We start from the raw sequence: 21,464 nt of genomic DNA on the forward strand, positions 1-21,464 counted from the left end.
GGAGGAGAACATATATGGAAATATTATTTGGCACGGTTAAAGAGCTAGTAACACTTGCGGAAACGCAACAAAAACCGATTTCAGAAATTATGATTGAACAAGAAATGCTAGTAACGAAACGATCACGTCAAGATATTATTGCACAAATGGATAACAACTTGACTGTTATGGAAAATGCAATTGATAGAGGACTTCAAGGCGTACAATCGACATCAGGCTTAACGGGTGGAGATGCAGTTCTTCTGCAAGATTATATAGCGACAGGTAAAGGCTTATCAGGTGATTTGCTATTGGATGCAGTAAGTAAAGCAGTCGCCACGAATGAAGTGAATGCTGCGATGGGAACGATTTGTGCGACTCCAACTGCTGGTGCAGCAGGTATTGTGCCAGGTACATTATTTGCTGTGAAAAATAAATTGAATCCAACACGAGAGCAAATGATTAACTATCTCTTTACGTCGGGTGCTTTCGGTTTTATCGTTGCGAATAATGCATCGATTTCAGGTGCAGCTGGTGGTTGTCAGGCCGAAACGGGATCAGCGGGTTCAATGGCGGCAGCTGCAATTGTGGAAATGGCAGGAGGAACACCACAACAAAGTGCTGAAGCATTTTCAATTGTTATGAAAAATATGCTTGGCCTTGTTTGTGACCCGGTAGCAGGTCTCGTAGAGGTACCATGTGTGAAACGAAATGCAATGGGGGCGGCTAAGGCACTCGTTGGAGCAGACATGGCACTTGCCGGTATCGTAAGTCGTATTCCGACAGATGAAGTAATTGAAGCGATGCATAAAATTGGTCAAACTATGCCCTCTGCACTGCGTGAAACAGCAAAAGGCGGTTTAGCTGCGACGCCAACAGGAAAAGCGCTAGAGGCGAAAATTTTCGGTAAGGGTAATGCTAACAGTGACCTCGTCAATTCATGATGCTGTCACGACGATAAAGGGAGTCGGGAAATCGATAGGTGACCAATTAGGAGCACTCGGGATATCCACAATTTACGACTTTGTCATGACATTTCCGTATCGGCATGAAGATTTTAGATTGAAGGATTTAACTGAAACACCACATAACGAACGGGTAACGATTGAAGGAAGGGTCGAAAGCGAGCCTTCCGTTCTTTTTTTAGGCAAAAATAGATCCCGCCTACAAATCCGTCTTCTTGCTGGCAGCCATCTTGTGAAGGCGGTCTTTTTCAATCAGCATTATTTAAAGGATCGCCTAGCACCTGGAATGATTGTGACGGTTACAGGCAAGTGGGACCGTGGCAGGCAAGTGATCAATGTGAGTAATTTCAAAGATGGACCAAAGACAGAGCAAGCTGACTTTGAGCCTGTTTATAGTTTGAAAGGCATCATGCATCAAAAAACATTTCGTCGTTTTATGCGTAATGCATTGGATGCGGCTGTTGGGCAGCATGAAGAAGCACTCCCTTTTGATATTCGTGAGGCTTATCGTTTACCTGAAATCGGGCAGGCGCTTGAAATGGTTCATTTCCCCACGAGTCCCGAAGATGTTAAGCATGGAAGAAGACGTTTTGTCTATGAAGAATTGCTGCTATTCCAACTAAAGATGCTTGGCATGAAAAAGGCGCGAAAAGAAGCGGAACAAGGCGTTGCGATTGACTATGATTTGACGAAAGTGAAGGCTTTTATCACGAGCTTACCATTTGAGTTAACGGGTGCTCAAAAGCGGGTCGTAAATGAGTTATGTGCAGAATTAAAAAGCCCAACCCGAATGAACCGTTTATTACAGGGAGATGTTGGATCTGGGAAGACAGTTGTGGCAGCCATCGCCTTATACGCAGCTATCACGGCAGGTTTCCAGGGGGCACTTATGGCACCAACGGAAATTCTTGCTGAACAACATGCAACTTCACTTGCGGAATGGCTAGAACCACATGGTGTTACGGTTGCCTTTTTGGCAGGATCGACAAAGGCAAAGGCGAGAAGAGCTTTGCTAGAACAGCTAGAGCTCGGTGAAATTGATTTGTTGATTGGTACGCATGCACTGATTCAGCCAGATGTTATTTTTAGCAACCCTGGATTGGTTATCACAGATGAGCAGCACCGCTTTGGGGTCGAACAACGTCGTATTTTGAGGGATAAAGGATTGAATCCAGATGTCCTATTCATGACGGCAACACCGATTCCGAGGACGCTCGCTATTACTGCATTTGGTGAAATGGATGTATCGATTTTGGACGAATTGCCTGCAGGGCGGAAGAAAATCGAAACGCATTGGTTGAAGGAGGATTCACTATTACCTGTATTGCGCAAGATGGAACTGGAGTTGAGCGCAGGACGTCAGGCGTATGTGATTTGTCCTTTAATCGAGGAATCAGATAAGCTGGATGTTCAAAATGCGGTAGATGTGCACGGCCAACTGGCGACTCATTTTGCTGGCAAATATACGGTCGGTCTCATGCATGGACGTCTTCATGCAGAAGATAAGGATGCCATTATGAGAGAGTTCAGTGATGGAAACACCAATATCCTTGTATCGACGACAGTCGTAGAGGTCGGGGTGAACGTCCCGAATGCGACGTTTATGCTCATTTATGATGCTACACGATTTGGACTTGCGCAGCTCCATCAATTAAGGGGGCGGGTAGGACGTGGAGCGGATCAGTCCTATTGTGTGCTGCTTGCTGATCCGAAAACGGAGGAAGGCAAGGAACGGATGCAAATTATGACGGAAACGAATGATGGCTTTGTTTTAGCAGAAAAGGATTTAGAATTAAGAGGAGCGGGGGATTTCTTCGGCAGAAAGCAAAGTGGGATGCCGGAGTTTAAAGTGGCTGATCCAGTTCATGATTATCGAGCATTGGAAACGGCTAGGAAAGATGCGGAACGATTATTGGCGTCCACTCAGTTTTGGGAGGATCCTGAATACGCCGTTCTTCAATCACAGCTTGAGCAATCAGGTGCGCTTAGTATGGAGAGATTGGATTAAAGGAATACACTATATTTCAATTTATCGTTGATTGGAGCGTAAGGCGGCGACTCCAGTGGGAACAGCACGAGCCGAAGACCCCGCAGGAGTGAAGCGACGAGGAGGCTTAGGCTGTGCCCACGGAAAGCGTCCGCCTGAAGTGGAAATCAACCTTGTTCGGATTCTATGGCTAATTGTTCTATTGATTCACTTGCATTCTTAATTCCATCTTTATATACTACTATTAGTACCAAGTGCTAATCCGGAAGGTGAAACGATTGAGAATGCCTAAAAAGGAACGGCAACGACAGCTTGGATTGTTGCTTGAAGAAAACCCGTTTTTAACAGATGGGGAATTAGCGGAACATTTTTCCGTGAGTGTGCAAACGATTCGATTGGATCGGTTGGAAGGCGGTATTCCTGAACTAAGGGAACGGTTAAAAACTGTAGCCACACGCACGATGCAAGAAGAAGTGAAGTCACTTCATTCCGATGAAATTATTGGAGATATTATAGATATCGTACTCGATAAAAGGGCTTTGTCCATTTTTGATGTGACAATAGACCATGTTTTTCAACGCAATGGGATTGCGCGGGGGCATCACCTTTTTGCTCAAGCTAATTCACTGGCAGTTGCCGTGATGGATGATGATTTAGCGTTGACAGTAAAATCGACTCTCAACTTTCTAAAGCCTGTGAAGGCAGGGGAGCGAGTTGTCGCGCGCGCTGAAGTGAAGAGAGAAAGCTTAGTAGAAAAAAGGACGCTCGTTGAAGTTGTTTCAACGGTTGGTGATGAAACAGTGTTCACGGGAGAGTTTTATATGTACCGAACGACGGATAGGAAGCAGGTAGAAACCATATGATTATAGCGCTAGATGGAATGGGCGGAGATCATGCACCTGGTGAAATTATTGCGGGTGCATTGGAAAGTCTCGCTGCATTTGATGACATACATATACATATTTATGGTGATGAGCAAGCTATGGCGCCATTTTTACAACAACATGAGCGTTTGAAGGTTATCCACTGTACAGAAAAAATTGAGGCGGATGATGAACCAGTTCGAGCCATTCGCCGGAAAAAAGATGCATCCATGGTTAGAATGGCACAAGCTGTAAAAGATGGCGAAGCGGCGGCATGTGTATCCGCAGGTAATACGGGTGCACTGATGGCGGCGGGCTTGTTCGTTGTTGGGCGGATTGATGGTATTGAGCGTCCAGCGCTCGCCCCGACACTTCCAACGGTTGATGGTAAAGGCTTTGTCATGTTAGACCTTGGTGCCAATGCAGATGCGAAACCATCTCAGCTTGGGCAATATGCAGTGATGGGTAGTATTTACGCTGAAAAAGTACGAGGCATCGACAATCCGCGCGTGGGCTTACTCAATATAGGAACTGAAGAAGGTAAAGGGAATGAGCTGACGAAAGCTTCGTTTGCTGTTCTGTCAGAAGCGCCTATTAATTTTATCGGAAATGTAGAAGCACGTGATTTACTGACTGGTGTAGCAGATGTCGTGGTGACGGATGGTTTTACAGGGAATGTCGTGTTAAAGACCATCGAAGGGACCGCGGGCGCTTTCTTCTCGATGTTAAAAGAAGTATATGCTACTTCAGTAAAAACAAAATTGTCAGCTGCACTTGTAAAAAATGACTTACGTGGCTTGAAAAATAAAATGGATTATACAGAATATGGTGGGGCAGGGTTATTTGGCTTGAATTCTCCTGTTATTAAAGCGCATGGTTCGTCCAATGCCAATGCTATTTTGAATGCCATCAGACAAGCAAGAACAATGGTGCAATATGATGTTTCTGGAACTATTCGCGAAACAGTAAGGAAGGTGGACATTCAATGATGAAAATAGCATTCATATTCCCAGGACAAGGCTCACAAGCAGTGGGTATGGGAACAGAATTGGCAGCAACCTATGCCGAAAGTAAGCAATTTTTTGAGCAAGCCGACGATGTCCTTGGATTTCAACTAAGTCAGCTTATTACAGAAGGACCTCAGGCAGAATTGACGATCACTTACAACGCACAACCGGCGCTTTTAACAGTCGGTTCAATGATTGCGGAACGATTAGTAGAAGCTGGTATTACACCGGATTATACAGCAGGACATAGCCTCGGTGAATATACAGCACTTGTCGCTTCAGGCGTTTTGTCATTTGCAGACGGTGTGTCTGTCGTTCATCAGCGCGGATTATTTATGAACGAAGCTGTTCCGGCAGGTGAAGGAGCAATGGCAGCCATCCTAGGGCTTGATGGTGACAAGTTAAAAGAAGTGACAGATGCGATTACGGTTGAGGGTTTTGCTGTTCAACCAGCTAACCTGAATTGTCCGGGACAAATTGTCATTTCCGGTACGAAGGCAGGTGTTGAAAAAGCTTGTGTCCAGCTAAAAGAAGCAGGCGCGAAAAGAGCGATTCCACTCGATGTTAGCGGACCATTCCATTCATCATTAATGGAACCCGCAGCACAAAAGCTACGTGCAGCATTGGATGAAGTGACGATGTCAGATGCCGCAATTCCGGTGATTGCCAATGTGAATGCGTCAGTGGCTACTCATTCAACTGAGATCAAAGGCTTCCTCGTTGAACAACTTTATTCGCCTGTTCTGTGGGAGGATTCAGTTCGCACATTGTTGGAGAATGGCGTTACGCATTTCATCGAATGTGGGCCAGGGAAAGTATTGAGTGGGCTCGTCAAGAAAATAGACCGTAGTGCTACTGTACTGCCAGTTTATGATGAAGAAACGTTACAAGCTGTCATCGAAGCTTCGAAAGGGTGGTCGTAATGGGAAAATTTGCAGGGAAAACAGCAATTGTTACTGGAGCTTCACGCGGAATTGGTCGCGAAATCGCATTGCTTTTGGCCAAGGAAGGCGCGCGCGTAGCTGTTAACTATAGTGGAAGTAAGGACAAGGCGGATGAAGTCGTTCAATCAATTACAGAGTCCGGCGGAGAGGCTTTTGCAATCCAAGCAGACGTTTCCAACGCTGATAGCGTAAAAGCGATGGTTGATCAAATGCTAGAAACCTTTGGCTCGATTGATATTCTCGTTAACAATGCCGGAATTACAAGAGATAATTTGCTTATGCGAATGAAAGACGATGAATGGGATGACGTTATCAACATCAACTTAAAAGGCGTTTTCCTATGCACAAAGGGTGTTACACGCCAAATGATGAGACAACGTACTGGTAAAATTGTCAACGTTGCATCCATAGTTGGCGTATCGGGAAATCCAGGTCAAGCAAACTATGTGGCCGCAAAAGCAGGCGTAATCGGCTTTACGAAGACGGCAGCTAAGGAGCTAGCTTCACGCAACATCAACGTCAATGCGGTCGCTCCAGGCTTTATCACAACAGATATGACAGATACGTTGAATGAAGAAGTGAAAACCCAAATGCTAACGGCAATTCCACTTGGTAAACTGGGAAGTCCAGCAGACGTAGCAAAAACTGTTGCATTTTTATTATCAGACGATGCGGCTTATATTACAGGACAGACTATCCATGTAGACGGTGGAATGGTAATGTAATGAAGGTTGATCAACTTATATAGCATTGAGGGGAGGTGACAAATTTGTCAACAGTACTTGAACGTGTAACGAAAGTAATCGTCGATCGCCTTGGTGTCGATGAAAGTGAAGTTAAATTAGAAGCTTCTTTCCGTGACGATCTCGGCGCAGATTCATTGGACGTCGTAGAACTAGTTATGGAATTAGAAGATGAATTCGAAATGGAAATTTCTGATGATGATGCTGAAAAGGTGACGACTGTAGGAGATACAGTTTCGTATATCGAATCAAAAATCAACTAATAGTTATGCCGATTGAGACTCCTTCATCCTTTCTATAGAAAAGGATGAAGGAGTCTCTTTTTTCATTTTCTGCGAATTTTTTTGCACAAAGGCATCGAAAAGGGTAAAATTAAACCATTATGTTTTGAAAGGCAGAATCGGTTATATGAACAGTAGACGAAATAACGGAAGAACTATTACTGCGACACTTCCAGTTGCAATTCGAAATAAATTTGATGAGCTACAACAAAGATTAGATATTCATTTTAAAAATCATGCACTCTTGTACAATGCATTTACGCATTCATCTTATGTGAATGAGCACCGAAGAAAAAACTTCACTGATAATGAAAGACTTGAATTTTTAGGCGATGCGGTACTTGAACTCGGGGTCTCTCAGTTTCTGTATGCCACAGAGCCTGGTATGAGCGAAGGGGAGCTGACGAAACTAAGAGCCGCTATTGTTTGTGAGCCTTCTCTTGTTAAGTTTTCGAGTGAGCTTAACTTTGGTGATTATATTCTTCTAGGAAAAGGCGAGGAACAAACAGGTGGACGGATGCGGCCGGCTCTTCTAGCAGACGTATTTGAAGCGTTTATCGGTGCGTTGTACATAGATCAAGGAATGGAAGCAGTCGTACCATTTCTTGAAAAAGTCGTCTTCCCTAAAATCAGTATCGGTGCTTTTTCGCATGTGATGGATTATAAAAGTCGTCTACAGGAAATTGTTCAGCAAAAAAACAATGGCCAACTTCAGTATGAAATTATCGAGGAGAAAGGCCCGGCTCATGCTAAAAAATTCGTTACTGTCGTTCGTCTCGGAGATGTAGAGCTTGGGACAGGTCTCGGAAAATCGAAAAAAGAAGCCGAACAGGAAGCAGCCCGTCATGCGATTCAAGAGCTTAAGAGTCGACAGGCCGAAGGGGAGAGCTAATTGTGTTTCTGAAAAGACTTGAAATCATGGGGTTTAAATCGTTTGCCGAGCGTGTGAGCGTCGATTTTGTTCCAGGGGTAACAGCAGTTGTCGGTCCAAATGGCAGTGGGAAAAGTAATATTACAGATGCCATTCGTTGGGTGCTTGGCGAGCAGTCTGCTAAATCACTTCGGGGTGCGAAAATGGAGGATGTTATATTTGCAGGAAGTGATTCTCGAAAACCGCTAAACTTTGCAGAGGTAACACTTGTTTTAGATAATAGCAAAGGGCTATTTCCGCTCGATTATACTGAAATAAGTGTTAGCAGACGGGTGTTTCGATCAGGAGAAAGTGTGTATTTGCTAAACGGTCAGCAATGTCGATTGAAAGATGTCAACGATGTCTTTATGGATTCAGGACTTGGTAAAGAAGCGTTCTCCATCATTTCGCAAGGTCGTGTCGATGAAATTCTCAATAGTCGACCGGAAGATCGCCGAAGTATTTTCGACGAAGCAGCCGGAGTGCTGAAGTATAAAACAAGAAAAAAGAAAGCAGAGCACAAGTTATTTGAAACCGAAGATAACTTAGATCGTATTCTTGATATTTTGAAGGAGCTCGATTCAAGAATAGGCCCACTGCAGGAAAGTGCGGAGGCGGCTAAAACACATAGCGTGCTTTCAGAGGAAATGCGCGAGGCAGATGTTCACCTACTCAACTTTGATGTACAAAATCTTAGAGATGCCATCGTCTCCAAATCAGAGGAAGCCGAAAAATTTGTACAAAATAAAGAACAGTTAGAATCTGAAGTGGGAACGGCAGAGCAACAGTCAGTTGCATTGAATCAGCAGTTGAATGTAATTGATGAAGAGCTTGATACTTTGCAAAAACAGCTTGTAGAAGCGAGTGCAGAGGCGGAAAAGTGGGAAGGTAGACGATTGCTGTCCTTAGAAAAACGCCGTAATACGGACCAACAGCTTGAGAGAATTCAGCAGGAGCTTGTTGTGCATGAAGAGGAAAAGCTGGTCCTATCAGCAAAATTAGTATCAGCTCGTGAGAAATTAACGTTGACGGAGACAGATTATGGGATAGTAACTGTTGAAATGGATGGTATTTCTCAAATTTTGAAGCGCTCTGTCAAAGAGACGGAGCAGCAAATTGAAGAGTTGAAGTCGACTTACATTGATCTACTTAATGAGGAAGCAACAATCCGTAATGACTTGAAGCATATAGATGAACGACTTGAAGGCGAAAAAACTTCATCGGAAAAAATTACACAGCAGACAACGATCCTCAAGGAGAGATTTCAAGAACTCACAAAAGAAAAGTCTGTAAAATTAGCTACGTTAACAGAATTGAAACGACAATTGACTGAGGCTGATGTGGCTTATCGTGAAGTAACGAAGGTTTTGCGGGAAAAAGAAGATGATCTTAATGTTCAACAGGAGCTTGTGCAAACAGCGTTGAATAAGCAGCATGAAATGCGTGGTCGAGTACATGCTTTGGAAAGTATGGAGGCTGATTTTTCTGGCTTTTATTCCGGCGTAAAAGAAGTACTGATCGCAAAAAAATCCGGTAAGTTATTTGGTATTGACGGTGCGGTAGCTGAATTGATCTCCGTTGATAATGGCTATATTAAAGCGGTGGAAACAGCACTTGGCGGTGCTATGCAGCATATTATCACAGCGACTGAGCTAGAAGCACGAAAAGCCATTGCTTATTTAAAGGCCAAAAATGCGGGGAGAGCTACATTTTTACCAAGAGATGTCATGAAGTCGCGGAAGATTCAAGCGTCAGCCTTGCGCGCTGTGGAGCTACATCCAGAATATATCGGCACTGCGGATCGCCTTGTGCAAACTGATCCAGCGTATGCAATCATTACTGAAAATTTACTTGGTAATACAATTGTTGCAAAAACACTTGCGGGTGCGTCAGCCATTGCCAAAGCGCTTAGCTATCGTTTCCGTGTCGTTACGATTGATGGCGATATTGTCAACGCAGGTGGTTCATTAACCGGTGGTGGTGTCAAAGGGCAAGCCTCTGTTTTTACGCGAAAAGCGGAGCTGGAAACATTACAGGTACAGCTTGCACGGATGGCGGAGTCCATCCAGTCTGCGACCACAACAATTGGTAACACAAAAATGGATGTAGCGAAAGAGCTACATGAGGCAGATCAATTCCGAAAATTAACTGACAGCCTGCAAATCAAAGTCGCAACGGCCGAGTCAAGCGTTCGTGAGTCGACCATCGCCATTCAAGCTGTTGAAGCAGAGATTGCTTCGACTGATTTAGGAAGACGTGGCGCTGAGCATACAGGCTCTGAGCTATTGGATAGGAAATCGACATTACTGGAAAGCCATGTACATGTCAAAACGAAGTTGAGCACGATTCAGGCAGAGGTGACTACGCTCGAACGTCTCGCAACTAATTGGCGAAATGAAGAAGCTACGTTAACAAGTCGCTACAACGAACTACGTGAGCAGGTGGCCGTCCTACGTGAGCAGAAGGTGCATCAACAATCATCTATTGCTGAAATGGAACGTGCAATGGGTCAAGTAGAGCATAAAATCACTTCATTGCAGGAACAATTGCAATACTTCACAGGTGATGAAGACGGTCGTGAAATGACGGCAGAAGAGATTGGCGAGCAAATTGTTAAGGCGACAGCAGATCGAGCTTTAATTGATACAGCAATCGTGACTGGAAAAACTGGCCGCATGAAGTTATCCGACCAATTGGAAGAGCAAAGCGCATTACTCCGACAGCTAAGGGAGAGTTCGGGGAAAGCGATTGCTGCGTTGAACACCTTGTCTGTTGATGTTTCACGGTTGGAAGTGAAGTATGAGGCGGTCACGCAAAGACTGTTGGATGACTATGGATTGTATCCAAGCGGCATCATCCCAAATGATTTTGATGAGCTACAAATGCGGTCGAGAGTTGAGGAGCTGAAAAGACAGTTAACAATTCTTGGCCCAGTCAATCCTGGTGCTATTGAAGAGTTTGCTGAAGTATCCGAGCGGCATACGTTTTTAACTGAACAACGCAATGACTTAGTCGAAGCGAAAAATACGTTGCGTGAGGCGATGTCAGAAATGGATACCGAAATGACGATGCGCTTCTCGACGACATTTAATGCGGTTCAAAGTCGTTTTCGTCAAGTGTTTAAGGAGATGTTTGGTGGTGGGGATGCAGATTTAATCCTTACACAACCCGATAATTTACTGGAAACGGGTGTGGAAATTGTCGCACGTCCTCCGGGGAAGAAATTGCAAAACTTGAGCTTGTTATCAGGTGGCGAACGTTCATTGACGGCGATTGCTTTACTGTTTTCCATCATCGAAGTACGACCTGTACCATTCTGTATTCTTGACGAAGTGGAGGCCGCACTCGATGAGGCAAATGTCATCCGATATAGTAAATATTTGAAAAAGACCTCAGACAAGACGCAATTCATCGTCATCACACATCGTAAAGGAACGATGGAGGGCGCTGACGTGCTGTACGGAATTACGATGCAGGAATCAGGGGTTTCTAGACTTATTTCGGTCAAACTATCTGAGGTGCCGGAAGAAGCTATTATGTAAGGGAGCGGATCATCATGTCCTTTTTTAAGAAAATAAAAGAGAAAATCACGGGTACAAATGAAGCTGTAACAGAAAAGTTTAAGGATGGTTTGACGAAAACAAGAGATACATTCACCTCGAAAGTAAATGATCTCGTTGCACGTTTTCGTGAAGTCGATGAGGAGTTCTTCGAGGAACTAGAAGAATTGCTATTGCAGGCCGATGTTGGCTTTGAAACGGTTATGGAACTCATTGACCAGTTAAAACTTGAAGTGCAACGGAAAAATATTAAAGATACGGCTGGTATTCAATCCGTCATCTCGGAAAAACTCGTTGAAATTTATCAAGCTGGAGAAGAAATTGATAGCAGCTTAAATATTCAAGAAAACGAACTGACAGTTGTGTTATTGGTTGGAGTGAATGGTGTCGGCAAGACAACAACCATTGGTAAGTTAGCTGCTCGGCTAATGGCTGAAGGGAAAACAGTGATGCTGGCGGCTGGCGATACATTCCGGGCAGGGGCTATCGACCAGCTTGTTGTGTGGGGAGAGAGGGCTGGTGTCGAAGTGATTCGCCAATCGGAAGGATCTGATCCGGCGGCTGTCATGTATGATGCGATTCGCGCTGCGAAAAATCGCCATGTCGATGTCTTAATTTGTGATACGGCAGGAAGGCTTCAAAACAAAGTGAACCTGATGAATGAGCTTGAAAAAGTCCATCGTGTCATTAGTAAAGAAGTGCCGGGTGCGCCGCATGAAGTACTTCTTGCTCTCGACGCAACAACTGGTCAAAACGCATTAGTCCAAGCCCAAACATTCAAAGAAGCGACGAATGTGACAGGTATAGTCTTAACGAAGCTCGATGGGACAGCAAAGGGCGGTATTGTCCTTGCAATCCGTCACAAATTGAATATCCCGGTGAAATTCGTCGGTCTTGGCGAAGGAGTAGACGATTTGCAGCCATTTGATCCGGAAAAGTATGTTTATGGTCTTTTTGCAGATGGTCTGGAATTAGAACAGCAGCAGGATGAATCAGACAAGTAATTTAGCTTGACAGTATACAAGCGTCATACTATGATGACATAGGAAGAAACAAGCGGAGGAGGCAAGACCTATCGTGCTTGCAAAAACAACACGCATTAACTTCCTCTTTGATTTTTATCAGTCGCTTTTGACGGATAAACAGAGACTGTATATGCAATTGTATTACTTGGAAGACCTTTCGCTCGGCGAGATTGCAGGAGAATATGGCGTATCACGACAAGCTGTCTATGATAATGTCCGTAGGACGGAAGCAATGCTCGAAGACTATGAAACGAAGTTAAACTTATTTTCGAAGTTTCAACAACGGTTAGAAATTGTGGACCGTTTGGAACAGCTCATAACCGATACAGACGAACAATCGACAACAATTAGAGAGTTGTTGGTTGAACTAAAAGATCATGAGTAGGGGAGGCTCTGTGCATGGCATTTGAAGGTTTAGCCCAGCGCCTGCAAGGGACGCTACAGAAAATAACGGGCAAAGGTAAAATCAGTGAAGCAGACGTTAAAGAAATGATGCGCGAAGTACGCTTTGCGCTCATTGAGGCAGATGTTAATTTAAAAGTTGTCAAAGAGTTTGTTAAAACAGTAAGTGAACGGTCTGTTGGCCAAGACGTCATGAAGAGTTTGACACCTGGTCAGCAAGTCGTCAAAATCGTCAAAGACGAACTGACGAACTTAATGGGCGGCGAACAAAATCCAATCCAATTTGCGAGGAAATCTCCGACAGTCATTATGATGGTCGGTCTGCAAGGGGCGGGGAAAACAACTACCTCTGGGAAACTGGCAACCGTTCTGCGTAAGCGGCATAATAAAAAGCCGCTGCTTGTGGCGGCAGACGTTTATAGACCCGCTGCCATTCAGCAGTTGGAAACTCTCGGCAAGCAGTTAACCGTACCGGTCTTTGCACTTGGTACGGATGTATCGCCTGTTGAAATCGTTCGCCAAGCGCTCGCAGAGGCAGAAAAAGAACATCATGACGTCGTCATCATTGACACGGCGGGACGACTTCATGTCGACGAAGTACTGATGCAGGAGCTAAAAGATATTCAAGAGCTTAGTAAACCGGATGAAGTATTCCTCGTTGTCGATGCAATGACAGGGCAGGACGCTGTTAATGTCGCGCAAAGCTTCAACGAAACAGTAGGTATTACAGGCGTTGTCTTAACGAAATTGGATGGAGACACGCGTGGTGGTGCTGCACTTTCCATACGTTCGGTAACTGATAAACCGATTAAATTTGTCGGGATGGGCGAGAAAATGGATGCGTTGGAACCGTTTCATCCGGAACGTATGGCTTCTAGAATTCTTGGCATGGGTGACGTCATGTCACTCATTGAAAAAGCCCAAGAGAATGTCGATGAAGAAAAAGCAAAAGAACTTGAACAAAAGTTCAAAACGCAATCCTTTACACTTGACGACTTCCTAGACCAGCTCCAACAAGTGAAAAAAATGGGGCCGATTGATGAGTTGTTGAAAATGATGCCGGGTGCCAATAAAATCAAGGGGCTCGAAAATGCCAAAGTTGACGAAGGTCAAATGGGGCGTGTAGAAGCAGTCATTCAGTCCATGACAATTTCAGAGCGCAATACGCCCGAAATTATTAATGCCAATCGGCGCAAGCGAATTGCTAAAGGATCCGGAACGACGATTCAAGATGTCAACCGATTACTTAAACAATTTGAAGATATGAAGAAAATGATGAAACAAATGACAGGCATGCAAAAAGGTAAAAAGAAAAATAAAATGCCTGGATTCGACTCTTTATTTAAGTAAATTCGGCTGGGCTGAATCCTGCTGGATGTAGGTAAAACTTCAGGTGTAATTGCTATAAAAACGCTGATTTTAAAAAGAATTTCAAGGTGTTAAGAAAAAACACTTTACAAACATCAAAAAGCTTGATAATATACTATCTTGTGTGAAACTATTCGGAGGTGCAAGTAAAAATGTCAGTAAAAATTCGTCTTAAACGTATGGGAGCAAAGAAAACTCCTTTCTATCGTATTGTTGTAGCAGATTCACGTTCACCACGTGATGGTCGTCAAATCGAAACAGTTGGTACTTACAACCCGCTTACAAAACCAGCGGAAGTAAAAATCAACGAAGAGCTAGCGCTCAAATGGCTTCAGGATGGCGCGAAACCATCTGATACAGTTCGTAACCTGTTTTCTGACCAAGGTATCATGGAGAAATTCCATAACGCTAAACACGGTAAATAATCAGGAGGGGTGCACATGAAGCAGCTGATTGAAACAATTGTCAAACCGTTAGTCGATTATCCCGGTGATGTCCGGGTTGCAATGGATGAGCATGATAATCGTGTCATCTACAAACTATCCGTAAATCCTGATGATATGGGAAAAATAATCGGAAAGCAGGGGCGTGTTGCGAAAGCGATACGAACTATTGTTTATTCAGCAGCAGGCAGTCACCACGGCAAGAAAGTCTATATCGATATTATAGATTGATACGAAAAAGGAAGGAGCCTATGTTCCTTCCTTTTTTGTTCAAACAATTATATAATCCGGACATACGAGCTAAGTGAAGGCGCCTTAAAAGGGGTGACCGGAGCGATAAGACTGATAGTGATTTTTCATCGGGCTTATCGCGGGAGCCATCCCCAAGCGCCGAGCGTTGTTGATAAGATTCTTCATATCAATATATATGAGCAATTACTCTAAAAAAAGGACGGTGTATGTATGCAATGGTTTAACGTAGGAACAATCGTCAATACACATGGTATTCGCGGAGAGGTACGCGTGATTTCTCGCACGCATTTCCCGGAAGAACGCTATACAGTAGGCAATAAGCTTGCTCTGTTTATGCCCGATAGTAAAACACCTATTTACTTAGTAGTAGCAAGCCATCGTCAACATAAAAACTTTGACTTATTGACATTCGAAAATCATTTTAATGTCAACGACGTTGAAAAATACCGCAACGGCATTTTCAAAATCTCAGAAAATGAACTAGGTGAGCTGGATGAAAACGAATATTACTATCACGAAATCGTGGGCTGCGCAGTTGTAACAACAGATGGTGTCGACATTGGTAAAGTGACAGAGATTCTTGAAACAGGCGCCAATGATGTATGGACGGTAACGCCAGAAAAAGGCAAGCCCCATTACATCCCATATATCGAGGACATCGTTCTGGAAATTGATATCGACAATAAAAAAATTATTATCGATCCAATGGAAGGTCTGCTGTCATGATGAAAATTGATGTCTTGTCATTGTTTCCGGAAATGTTTGAAGGGGTTCTTCATTCATCCATTATGAAAAAAGCGCAAGCGAATGATGCGGTAGCTTTTGAAGTGACGGACTTCCGCGATTACTCCACGGACAAGCACCATAAGGTCGATGATTATCCGTATGGCGGTGGGGCGGGCATGGTACTCAAGCCGGAGCCACTCTTTGCCGCAGTAGAAGCGTTATCTGAGGGGTTAGAAAAAAAGCCGCGTGTCATTCTCATGTGCCCTCAGGGCGAACGATTTACACAAAAGAAAGCAGAAGAGCTATCGGATGAAGAACATATCATTTTCATTTGCGGTCATTACGAAGGCTATGATGAACGAATTCGCCAACATCTAGTGACAGATGAACTATCCATTGGTGATTTTGTTTTGACGGGTGGAGAAATTGCCGCAATGGCTGTTATCGACAGTGTCGTTAGGCTGTTGCCAAACGTCTTGGGCAATGTAGATTCCCCTGTGCTCGACTCGTTCTCAACAGGCTTGCTGGAGCACCCACAATACACAAGACCGGCTTCATTTAATGGCTTAGAGGTGCCAGAGATTTTATTATCCGGCAACCATGGGAAAATCGAACAATGGCGTCAGGAACAATCGCTTCTCCGTACATTCGAACGGAGAAAGGATTTACTTGAAGACGCACCGCTTACCGACCATCAGCGCAAAATGCTTCAACAATTAAATCGTCAACAAAAATAAACAACCCGCCTTGCGTCAGCTTGCCCTTTGTGATATTATCTACTATGTACTTCTATAGGGAGTACATATTGACTGATGTTCCGCTGCAAAGGCAAGAGATGCATGAGCGTCTGTGGAGAAGGAGAGAAAAAATATGCAACAACTAATTGCAGACATTACAAAAGATCAGCTTCGTGCAGATCATCCATCATTCCGTGCGGGAGACACAGTTCGTTTGCACGTGAAAATTGTTGAGGGAACGCGTGAGCGTATCCAGCTATTTGAAGGTGTTGTCATTAAACGTCGTGGAGGCGGAATCAGTGAAACTTTCACAGTCCGTAAAATCTCTAACGGTGTAGGCGTTGAACGTACATTCCCTGTACACACACCAAAAATTACATTACTTGAAGTGATCCGTCGTGGTAAAGTCCGTCGTGCGAAATTGTACTACCTTCGCAGTCTACGTGGAAAAGCTGCACGTATCAAAGAACTTCGATAAAACAAAGATGCAGGAGGCCAACAAAACGGCCTCCTTTCTTTTTGCCTAGAAAATGAATAGACTGTACAATAAGGATAGAAGTATGCGGGAGGCTTTGTCGATGAATGAAGAGAAGAAGAAAAACGAAACATGGGAATGGACGAAGGCGCTATTAATCGCATTCGGGCTTGCAGCAATTATTCGTGTGTTTCTGTTTACGCCGATTGTCGTCGATGGAGAATCCATGATGCCGACATTGGAAAATGGTGACCGGATGATTGTGAACAAAATTGGTTATACGGTTGGTAAGCCGGATCGTTTTGATATCGTTGTATTCCATGCACCTGAGCAAAAAGATTACATCAAAAGAGTTATTGGACTTCCGGGTGACACAGTTGAGTATCGGAATGATATTTTATACGTTAATGGCAAACAGTTGCCGGAGCCCTATCTTGAGCAGTACAAAGCAGAAGTCGTAGATAGCCCGTTAACAGAAGATTTCACGCTTGAACAAAAAATTCAAAGTACAACAGTTCCAGAGGGACATGTGTTTGTCCTCGGGGATAATAGACGAAAAAGTAAAGACTCCAGACATATAGGAGCAGTAGCAATTGACGAAATCATCGGCAATACGAGCATTGTATTTTGGCCAATTAAAGATTTTGGTTTTGTTAAATAAGAAAGGTGATCACAGTATGACGATTCAATGGTTCCCAGGACATATGGCGAAAGCGCGCCGTGAAGTAACTGAGCAGTTGAAGCTTGTCGATATCGTTTTTGAATTGATTGACGCAAGACTGCCGCTATCATCTAGAAATCCGATGATTGACGAGGTTATCCATCAAAAGCCGAGATTACTTATTTTGAATAAAATGGATCTTGCGGATGAAACGGAAACGGCGCGTTGGATTCACTATTTTGAAATGCAAGGTGATCGTGCAGTTGCCATTAATTCATTCGAGGGAAAAGGTCTTCAAACGGTCATTAAGGCTGCAAAAGAGATCCTGGAACCGAAGCTAGAAAGAATGCGCAAAAGGGGTATTCGCCCAGGTGCAATCCGAGCAATGATCGTAGGGATTCCGAACGTCGGAAAATCTACGCTTATTAACCGACTTGCGAAGAAAAATATCGCTAGAACAGGAAATACTCCAGGTGTTACCAAGGCTCAGCAATGGATTAAATTTGAAAAAGAACTAGAATTGCTCGATACACCGGGAATTCTTTGGCCGAAATTTGAAGACAAAGAAGCGGGCTATAAACTGGCGCTAACAGGTGCAATTAAAGACTCCATCGTCAACATGGAGGACCTAGCTGTTTACGGGTTACGTTTTCTTGAAACGCATTATCCAAAGCGACTGTCAGAACGCTATGGTCTGACAACGGTTGGCGATGATATCCTGCAAGTTTTCAATCAAATCGGTTCACTGCGTAAGGTATATACAACTGGCGGAGAGGTCGAATACGATAAAGTGGCAGAGCTAATCGTGCGTGATATTCGCAACGAATACCTCGGTAAATTAACTTTTGACTTCACAGCTGATCAAATTCAAAATGACTAAGTCGATGCCGATACGGAATTAATTTCCGAGGCTATCGGCTTTTTTATTAATTGTGAAGAAAAACAAATGGGTAGAAAAACGCTATGATTAGCCGATATATGTAGTAGAACAATTGGAAATTGAGTTGCGGAAGGTGAGTACACTGACAACAATTAAAGACATTGTAGATAAGTTACGCGTGACAGAAGAACCTGCACCGTGGATGCAAGATCTTGCGCAAGATACAAGAGTAGGTGTGAAAAATGCATTAGCTAGCTGGCAGCGCCAGTATGGCAAAAAAGAAATCATCTTGCAAGAGCATATTGCGAAAAAAGTGTTTGACGAGTCATTTGCGCCGTTTAAAGGCGCGAAGGTCGCTGGGGTTGATGAGGCTGGCAGAGGGCCGTTAGCGGGTCCTGTAGTGACGGCTGCAGTCGTTTTACCGTCTGAGGTGCCAGAATTAGTCGGGCTCGATGATTCGAAGGCTATCTCAAAGGGAGAACGGCGGAGACTTGCGACACTTATCCGCAAAGTTGCGATTACCTATTCAACCCATATTCAATCAGCCAAACAAATAGATACATTAAATATTTACGCCGCAACAAAGGATTCGATGGAACAAGTAGTCAAACAGCTTGCCGTCAAACCAGACTTTGTCATTGTCGATGCGATGGCACTCCGGATAGAGTATCCAACTGCATCTGTTATAAAAGGCGATGCGAAGAGCCTAGCTGTTGCGGCTGCCTCCATTCTTGCGAAGACGACAAGAGATGCGATTATGGATCAGCTGCATATTGATTTTCCCGAGTATCATTTCGCAAAAAATGCAGGATATGGAACAGCAGAACATGTCGAAGCTTTACGCATACACGGACCATGCGAACATCATCGCGCAACTTTTGAACCAGTCAAATCAATGCTAGCAGGAGGGGGGACGAGCAGATGAGCTTTCCAACGATGGCGCCGATAACGAACCCAGTAACGACAGCTGCTGGTCAAACGAAGCCACTTGTCTTGAATGAAGGACAGATGTTTCACGGTCAAATTAAGCAGCTATTCCCTGGGCAAATGGCAGAAGTGCAAATTGGTAATCAAAAGCTAATCGCCAAACTAGAAGTACCTATGAAAGCTGGCGATTCCTACTATTTTCAAGTAAATGCTGTTAAACCAGAACTGCAATTGAAAATCATATCAGGTCCTACGCAGGCGACCGATGGGCAAGCTCCTAAATTAGGCGGGCTAATGGACGCAATGCAATTGCCGAAGACGCCTGAAATGCAAGCTTTGCTCACTTTTGTTATGAAAAATAAAATTCCGATGACACGGGAGAACTTACTCGAAGCGGAAGCGATGCTGAAAAGTGTACCAGCCGCTGCGCGCAACGAAGCACTCGCCTCTATTCAGAAGATAGTTGAATTGAAATTACCTTTCACCGAAGCGAATTTCCGCTCCCTATTAGGTGTTGAAACGAAGGAAGGGCTCCACTCAGTCCTTGCCTCGCTCAAAAATAGTTTGTTGGCTGATGCAGCTGTTTCCTCACAAGTGAAAGATGCTATCCTTGCCGCACTCGACAAGATGGCGAAGCCGTTAATGCAGGCGACAGGCGGGGCACTTCTTGGTCAAGCATTAGTCACATTACTCAGTAATACAGAAAGCCCGGAAAACCGGTTTTCTACTTTGCAAATGCTGAAAAATGCTGGAGTTTTGCCGCCGCAAGCTTCGCTAGCAAACTTGCAGCAAGTGCTCACCTCGCTGTTGACAGCAACTGGTGATAGCATGCGTACGCATGCTCCACTGGATGGTAATGTAGCCCAGCAAGTGAGCGTCCAAACAACACAGGCGTTGCCGCAGTCTGCACAGAGTCTGCAAGAATTAGCAACGATCCTCAAACAATTGGGGAATGCGTCCCCGATGCAAATGAAAGCCCCTATAGAGGCGTTAAAAGTGTTGCTCGTAGCTGAACCGACGTTAACGAATGTACAAAAGACGGAGTTGCTGGCAATTCTCAATCGTCCTATTGGTGCACCTCCTGCTACCGACGCGGCAACGAAGCTCGTTCAGGAATTTAGTCAAACGCTTATTCGCGGGACAGCTGAGAATGTAATTGCGACACCGCTACAGATGCATACGACATCACAGGGTGCGAAAGAACAATTACTCAATTTACTCGGTCAACAATTACCGCAGCAAGGGGCAGAAAAGCTAGCTGCACTTGTGCAAGCGGCAGAACGCTCAGACAATGGTGCTATTCAAAGAGCACTTCAAACGGCTGAAGTAGCAGTTGCTGCTGCTGTCGATGGAAGAGCAGTGAAAGAGGCATTGCAAACGGTTATTCGCTCAATGGGGCTTAATTATGAAGCGGGCTTGCTAGGGAGGGATGCCGATGTTGGGCGTCTAGCGGAAACGTTAAAGCCGCAGTTATTATCACTCATGCAAGATTTGACTGTATCCCCGGCGCTGCGTGAGGCGGCAGAAACTGTCGTCATGCGAATGAACGGTCCGCTTCTTCAATCGGGAGAAAATGGCGTTCAGCATCAGCTTGTCATGCAAGTTCCACTAGAGTTTTTTGGCAAACGTATTGATGCGACATTGCAATGGAATGGTCGCATGAAAGCCGATGGTAAAATCGATCCTGATTTTGCACGGATTCTCTTTTATCTAGACCTTGGCTCCATCGAAAAAACGGTCATCGACATGCAAGTACAAAACCGTGTCATCTCGGTGACTGTTTTCAATGCAGATGACTCGCTTAAAGCGCTTGGAGCACCACTGCAGCAAAGATTGAAAGAAGGACTTGATGCGGCGGGCTATAAATTATCGGCTGTCTTTTTTAAAAACTTTGTTGAGGAAGAACAAAAGATGTCCAAAAAGAAACGAAGTAGCGTGACGGATGGACAAGGAGTTGATTTCCGTATATGACGACTGAGAGACACGTCCGAAAAGAGGCGGTTGCTCTTTCTTATGACCCGAACTCGAGCAGTGCACCGAAAGTAGTAGCGACAGGAAAAGGGAAAATCGCTGAAAACATCGTAGAAAAAGCAAAAGAGCATGATATACCGATCCAAGAAGATCCAAGTCTTGTGGAAATTTTAGGGCAATTGAATATCGATGAATCTATACCAGAGGAGTTATATAAAGCAGTATCTGAGGTTTTTGCCTATATTTACCAGGTGGATCGTGAGCATGGCTTAAAAAAGAAGAGAAATCTCTAATTTATGTACAAGAAATCCGTAGATTCGACATTCAGTTGTGGACATTGTTTGACATGTTTACTACA

22 protein-coding genes are annotated in these 21,464 nt (G+C 44.3%); all 22 read left to right on the plus strand.

Annotated features, from left to right (window positions below):
- Nucleotides 1-14 precede the first annotated feature (14 nt).
- The 22 genes from sdaAA (at nt 15) to MKZ10_RS07705 (ending at nt 21,399) form a co-directional block, all read left to right on the plus strand.
- A complete protein-coding gene (sdaAA, locus tag MKZ10_RS07600) occupies nt 15-923 on the plus strand; it encodes an L-serine ammonia-lyase, iron-sulfur-dependent, subunit alpha (protein WP_342509390.1) in 909 nt (302 codons plus the stop codon).
- Nucleotides 895-2,952: an ATP-dependent DNA helicase RecG gene (gene recG / locus MKZ10_RS07605; RefSeq protein WP_342509392.1), complete on the plus strand. Its 2,058-nt coding sequence runs from the start codon at nt 895-897 to the stop codon at nt 2,950-2,952. The genes sdaAA and recG overlap by 29 nt, the downstream gene beginning before the upstream one ends.
- A gap of 257 nt (nt 2,953-3,209) precedes the next feature.
- Entirely contained in the window at nt 3,210-3,794 is a 585-nt protein-coding gene (gene fapR / locus MKZ10_RS07610; RefSeq protein ID WP_342509393.1) for a transcription factor FapR, read from the plus strand.
- Nucleotides 3,791-4,783, plus strand: a complete 993-nt coding sequence (gene plsX, locus MKZ10_RS07615) for a phosphate acyltransferase PlsX (RefSeq protein WP_342509395.1) — start codon at nt 3,791-3,793, stop codon at nt 4,781-4,783. Before fapR ends, plsX begins: the two co-directional genes overlap by 4 nt.
- The gene (gene fabD / locus MKZ10_RS07620) at nt 4,780-5,724 is read left to right on the plus strand and encodes an ACP S-malonyltransferase (RefSeq protein WP_342509397.1); all 945 of its coding nucleotides are present in this window, start codon (nt 4,780-4,782) and stop codon (nt 5,722-5,724) included. Before plsX ends, fabD begins: the two co-directional genes overlap by 4 nt.
- Nucleotides 5,724-6,470 (plus strand): 3-oxoacyl-[acyl-carrier-protein] reductase, encoded by a 747-nt coding sequence (fabG, locus tag MKZ10_RS07625; RefSeq protein ID WP_342509399.1) that lies wholly within the window; start codon nt 5,724-5,726, stop codon nt 6,468-6,470. The genes fabD and fabG overlap by 1 nt, the downstream gene beginning before the upstream one ends.
- 44 nt (nt 6,471-6,514) lie before the next feature.
- Nucleotides 6,515-6,751: an acyl carrier protein gene (locus MKZ10_RS07630; RefSeq protein ID WP_203246195.1), complete on the plus strand. Its 237-nt coding sequence runs from the start codon at nt 6,515-6,517 to the stop codon at nt 6,749-6,751.
- Nucleotides 6,752-6,896: 145 nt separating this feature from the next.
- Nucleotides 6,897-7,661 (plus strand): ribonuclease III, encoded by a 765-nt coding sequence (rnc, locus tag MKZ10_RS07635; protein WP_342509403.1) that lies wholly within the window; start codon nt 6,897-6,899, stop codon nt 7,659-7,661.
- 2 nt (nt 7,662-7,663) lie between these two features.
- On the plus strand, nt 7,664-11,221 hold the full coding sequence (gene smc, locus MKZ10_RS07640) for a chromosome segregation protein SMC (RefSeq protein WP_342509405.1): 3,558 nt from the start codon (nt 7,664-7,666) through the stop codon (nt 11,219-11,221).
- A 14-nt stretch (nt 11,222-11,235) separates the two neighbouring features.
- Nucleotides 11,236-12,243 (plus strand): signal recognition particle-docking protein FtsY, encoded by a 1,008-nt coding sequence (gene ftsY, locus MKZ10_RS07645; protein WP_342509407.1) that lies wholly within the window; start codon nt 11,236-11,238, stop codon nt 12,241-12,243.
- A gap of 73 nt (nt 12,244-12,316) precedes the next feature.
- Nucleotides 12,317-12,649, plus strand: a complete 333-nt coding sequence (locus MKZ10_RS07650) for a putative DNA-binding protein (protein WP_342509409.1) — start codon at nt 12,317-12,319, stop codon at nt 12,647-12,649.
- 14 nt (nt 12,650-12,663) lie between these two features.
- On the plus strand, nt 12,664-14,016 hold the full coding sequence (gene ffh / locus MKZ10_RS07655; protein WP_342509411.1) for a signal recognition particle protein: 1,353 nt from the start codon (nt 12,664-12,666) through the stop codon (nt 14,014-14,016).
- Between the two features lie 170 nt (nt 14,017-14,186).
- On the plus strand, nt 14,187-14,459 hold the full coding sequence (rpsP, locus tag MKZ10_RS07660; RefSeq protein WP_342509413.1) for a 30S ribosomal protein S16: 273 nt from the start codon (nt 14,187-14,189) through the stop codon (nt 14,457-14,459).
- A gap of 15 nt (nt 14,460-14,474) precedes the next feature.
- Nucleotides 14,475-14,708 carry a KH domain-containing protein gene (locus tag MKZ10_RS07665; protein WP_203246202.1) on the plus strand — a complete coding sequence of 78 codons (234 nt, stop codon included), beginning with the start codon at nt 14,475-14,477 and terminating at the stop codon, nt 14,706-14,708.
- Between the two features lie 231 nt (nt 14,709-14,939).
- Nucleotides 14,940-15,455 (plus strand): ribosome maturation factor RimM, encoded by a 516-nt coding sequence (rimM, locus tag MKZ10_RS07670; RefSeq protein WP_342509418.1) that lies wholly within the window; start codon nt 14,940-14,942, stop codon nt 15,453-15,455.
- Entirely contained in the window at nt 15,455-16,192 is a 738-nt protein-coding gene (trmD, locus tag MKZ10_RS07675) for a tRNA (guanosine(37)-N1)-methyltransferase TrmD (RefSeq protein WP_342510083.1), read from the plus strand. Before rimM ends, trmD begins: the two co-directional genes overlap by 1 nt.
- Nucleotides 16,193-16,325: 133 nt before the next feature.
- Nucleotides 16,326-16,670 (plus strand): 50S ribosomal protein L19, encoded by a 345-nt coding sequence (gene rplS / locus MKZ10_RS07680; RefSeq protein ID WP_318615551.1) that lies wholly within the window; start codon nt 16,326-16,328, stop codon nt 16,668-16,670.
- Between the two features lie 100 nt (nt 16,671-16,770).
- Entirely contained in the window at nt 16,771-17,328 is a 558-nt protein-coding gene (gene lepB / locus MKZ10_RS07685; protein ID WP_342509425.1) for a signal peptidase I, read from the plus strand.
- A 16-nt stretch (nt 17,329-17,344) separates the two neighbouring features.
- Complete coding sequence (ylqF, locus tag MKZ10_RS07690; RefSeq protein ID WP_342509427.1) at nt 17,345-18,208, plus strand: ribosome biogenesis GTPase YlqF; 864 nt, start codon at nt 17,345-17,347, stop codon at nt 18,206-18,208.
- Nucleotides 18,209-18,341: 133 nt separating this feature from the next.
- Nucleotides 18,342-19,133 carry a ribonuclease HII gene (locus MKZ10_RS07695; protein WP_342509429.1) on the plus strand — a complete coding sequence of 264 codons (792 nt, stop codon included), beginning with the start codon at nt 18,342-18,344 and terminating at the stop codon, nt 19,131-19,133.
- On the plus strand, nt 19,130-21,106 hold the full coding sequence (locus MKZ10_RS07700) for a hypothetical protein (protein WP_342509431.1): 1,977 nt from the start codon (nt 19,130-19,132) through the stop codon (nt 21,104-21,106). The genes MKZ10_RS07695 and MKZ10_RS07700 overlap by 4 nt, the downstream gene beginning before the upstream one ends.
- The gene (locus tag MKZ10_RS07705) at nt 21,103-21,399 is read left to right on the plus strand and encodes a FlhB-like flagellar biosynthesis protein (RefSeq protein ID WP_342509434.1); all 297 of its coding nucleotides are present in this window, start codon (nt 21,103-21,105) and stop codon (nt 21,397-21,399) included. The genes MKZ10_RS07700 and MKZ10_RS07705 overlap by 4 nt, the downstream gene beginning before the upstream one ends.
- Nucleotides 21,400-21,464: the final 65 nt, after the last annotated feature.

Source organism: Sporosarcina sp. FSL K6-2383 (assembly GCF_038618305.1).
Classification (GTDB): Bacteria; Bacillota; Bacilli; order Bacillales_A; family Planococcaceae; genus Sporosarcina.

Coding starts and splice junctions, on each gene's coding strand:
- sdaAA (WP_342509390.1), top strand. CDS start 15: ATGGAAATATTATTTGGCACGGTTAAAGAGCTAGTAACACTTGCGGAA.
- recG (WP_342509392.1), top strand. CDS start 895: ATGCTAACAGTGACCTCGTCAATTCATGATGCTGTCACGACGATAAAG.
- plsX (WP_342509395.1), top strand. CDS start 3,791: ATGATTATAGCGCTAGATGGAATGGGCGGAGATCATGCACCTGGTGAA.
- fabD (WP_342509397.1), top strand. CDS start 4,780: ATGATGAAAATAGCATTCATATTCCCAGGACAAGGCTCACAAGCAGTG.
- fabG (WP_342509399.1), top strand. CDS start 5,724: ATGGGAAAATTTGCAGGGAAAACAGCAATTGTTACTGGAGCTTCACGC.
- rnc (WP_342509403.1), top strand. CDS start 6,897: ATGAACAGTAGACGAAATAACGGAAGAACTATTACTGCGACACTTCCA.
- ftsY (WP_342509407.1), top strand. CDS start 11,236: ATGTCCTTTTTTAAGAAAATAAAAGAGAAAATCACGGGTACAAATGAA.
- ffh (WP_342509411.1), top strand. CDS start 12,664: ATGGCATTTGAAGGTTTAGCCCAGCGCCTGCAAGGGACGCTACAGAAA.
- rpsP (WP_342509413.1), top strand. CDS start 14,187: ATGTCAGTAAAAATTCGTCTTAAACGTATGGGAGCAAAGAAAACTCCT.
- MKZ10_RS07665 (WP_203246202.1), top strand. CDS start 14,475: ATGAAGCAGCTGATTGAAACAATTGTCAAACCGTTAGTCGATTATCCC.
- rimM (WP_342509418.1), top strand. CDS start 14,940: ATGCAATGGTTTAACGTAGGAACAATCGTCAATACACATGGTATTCGC.
- trmD (WP_342510083.1), top strand. CDS start 15,455: ATGAAAATTGATGTCTTGTCATTGTTTCCGGAAATGTTTGAAGGGGTT.
- rplS (WP_318615551.1), top strand. CDS start 16,326: ATGCAACAACTAATTGCAGACATTACAAAAGATCAGCTTCGTGCAGAT.
- lepB (WP_342509425.1), top strand. CDS start 16,771: ATGAATGAAGAGAAGAAGAAAAACGAAACATGGGAATGGACGAAGGCG.
- ylqF (WP_342509427.1), top strand. CDS start 17,345: ATGACGATTCAATGGTTCCCAGGACATATGGCGAAAGCGCGCCGTGAA.
- MKZ10_RS07700 (WP_342509431.1), top strand. CDS start 19,130: ATGAGCTTTCCAACGATGGCGCCGATAACGAACCCAGTAACGACAGCT.
- MKZ10_RS07705 (WP_342509434.1), top strand. CDS start 21,103: ATGACGACTGAGAGACACGTCCGAAAAGAGGCGGTTGCTCTTTCTTAT.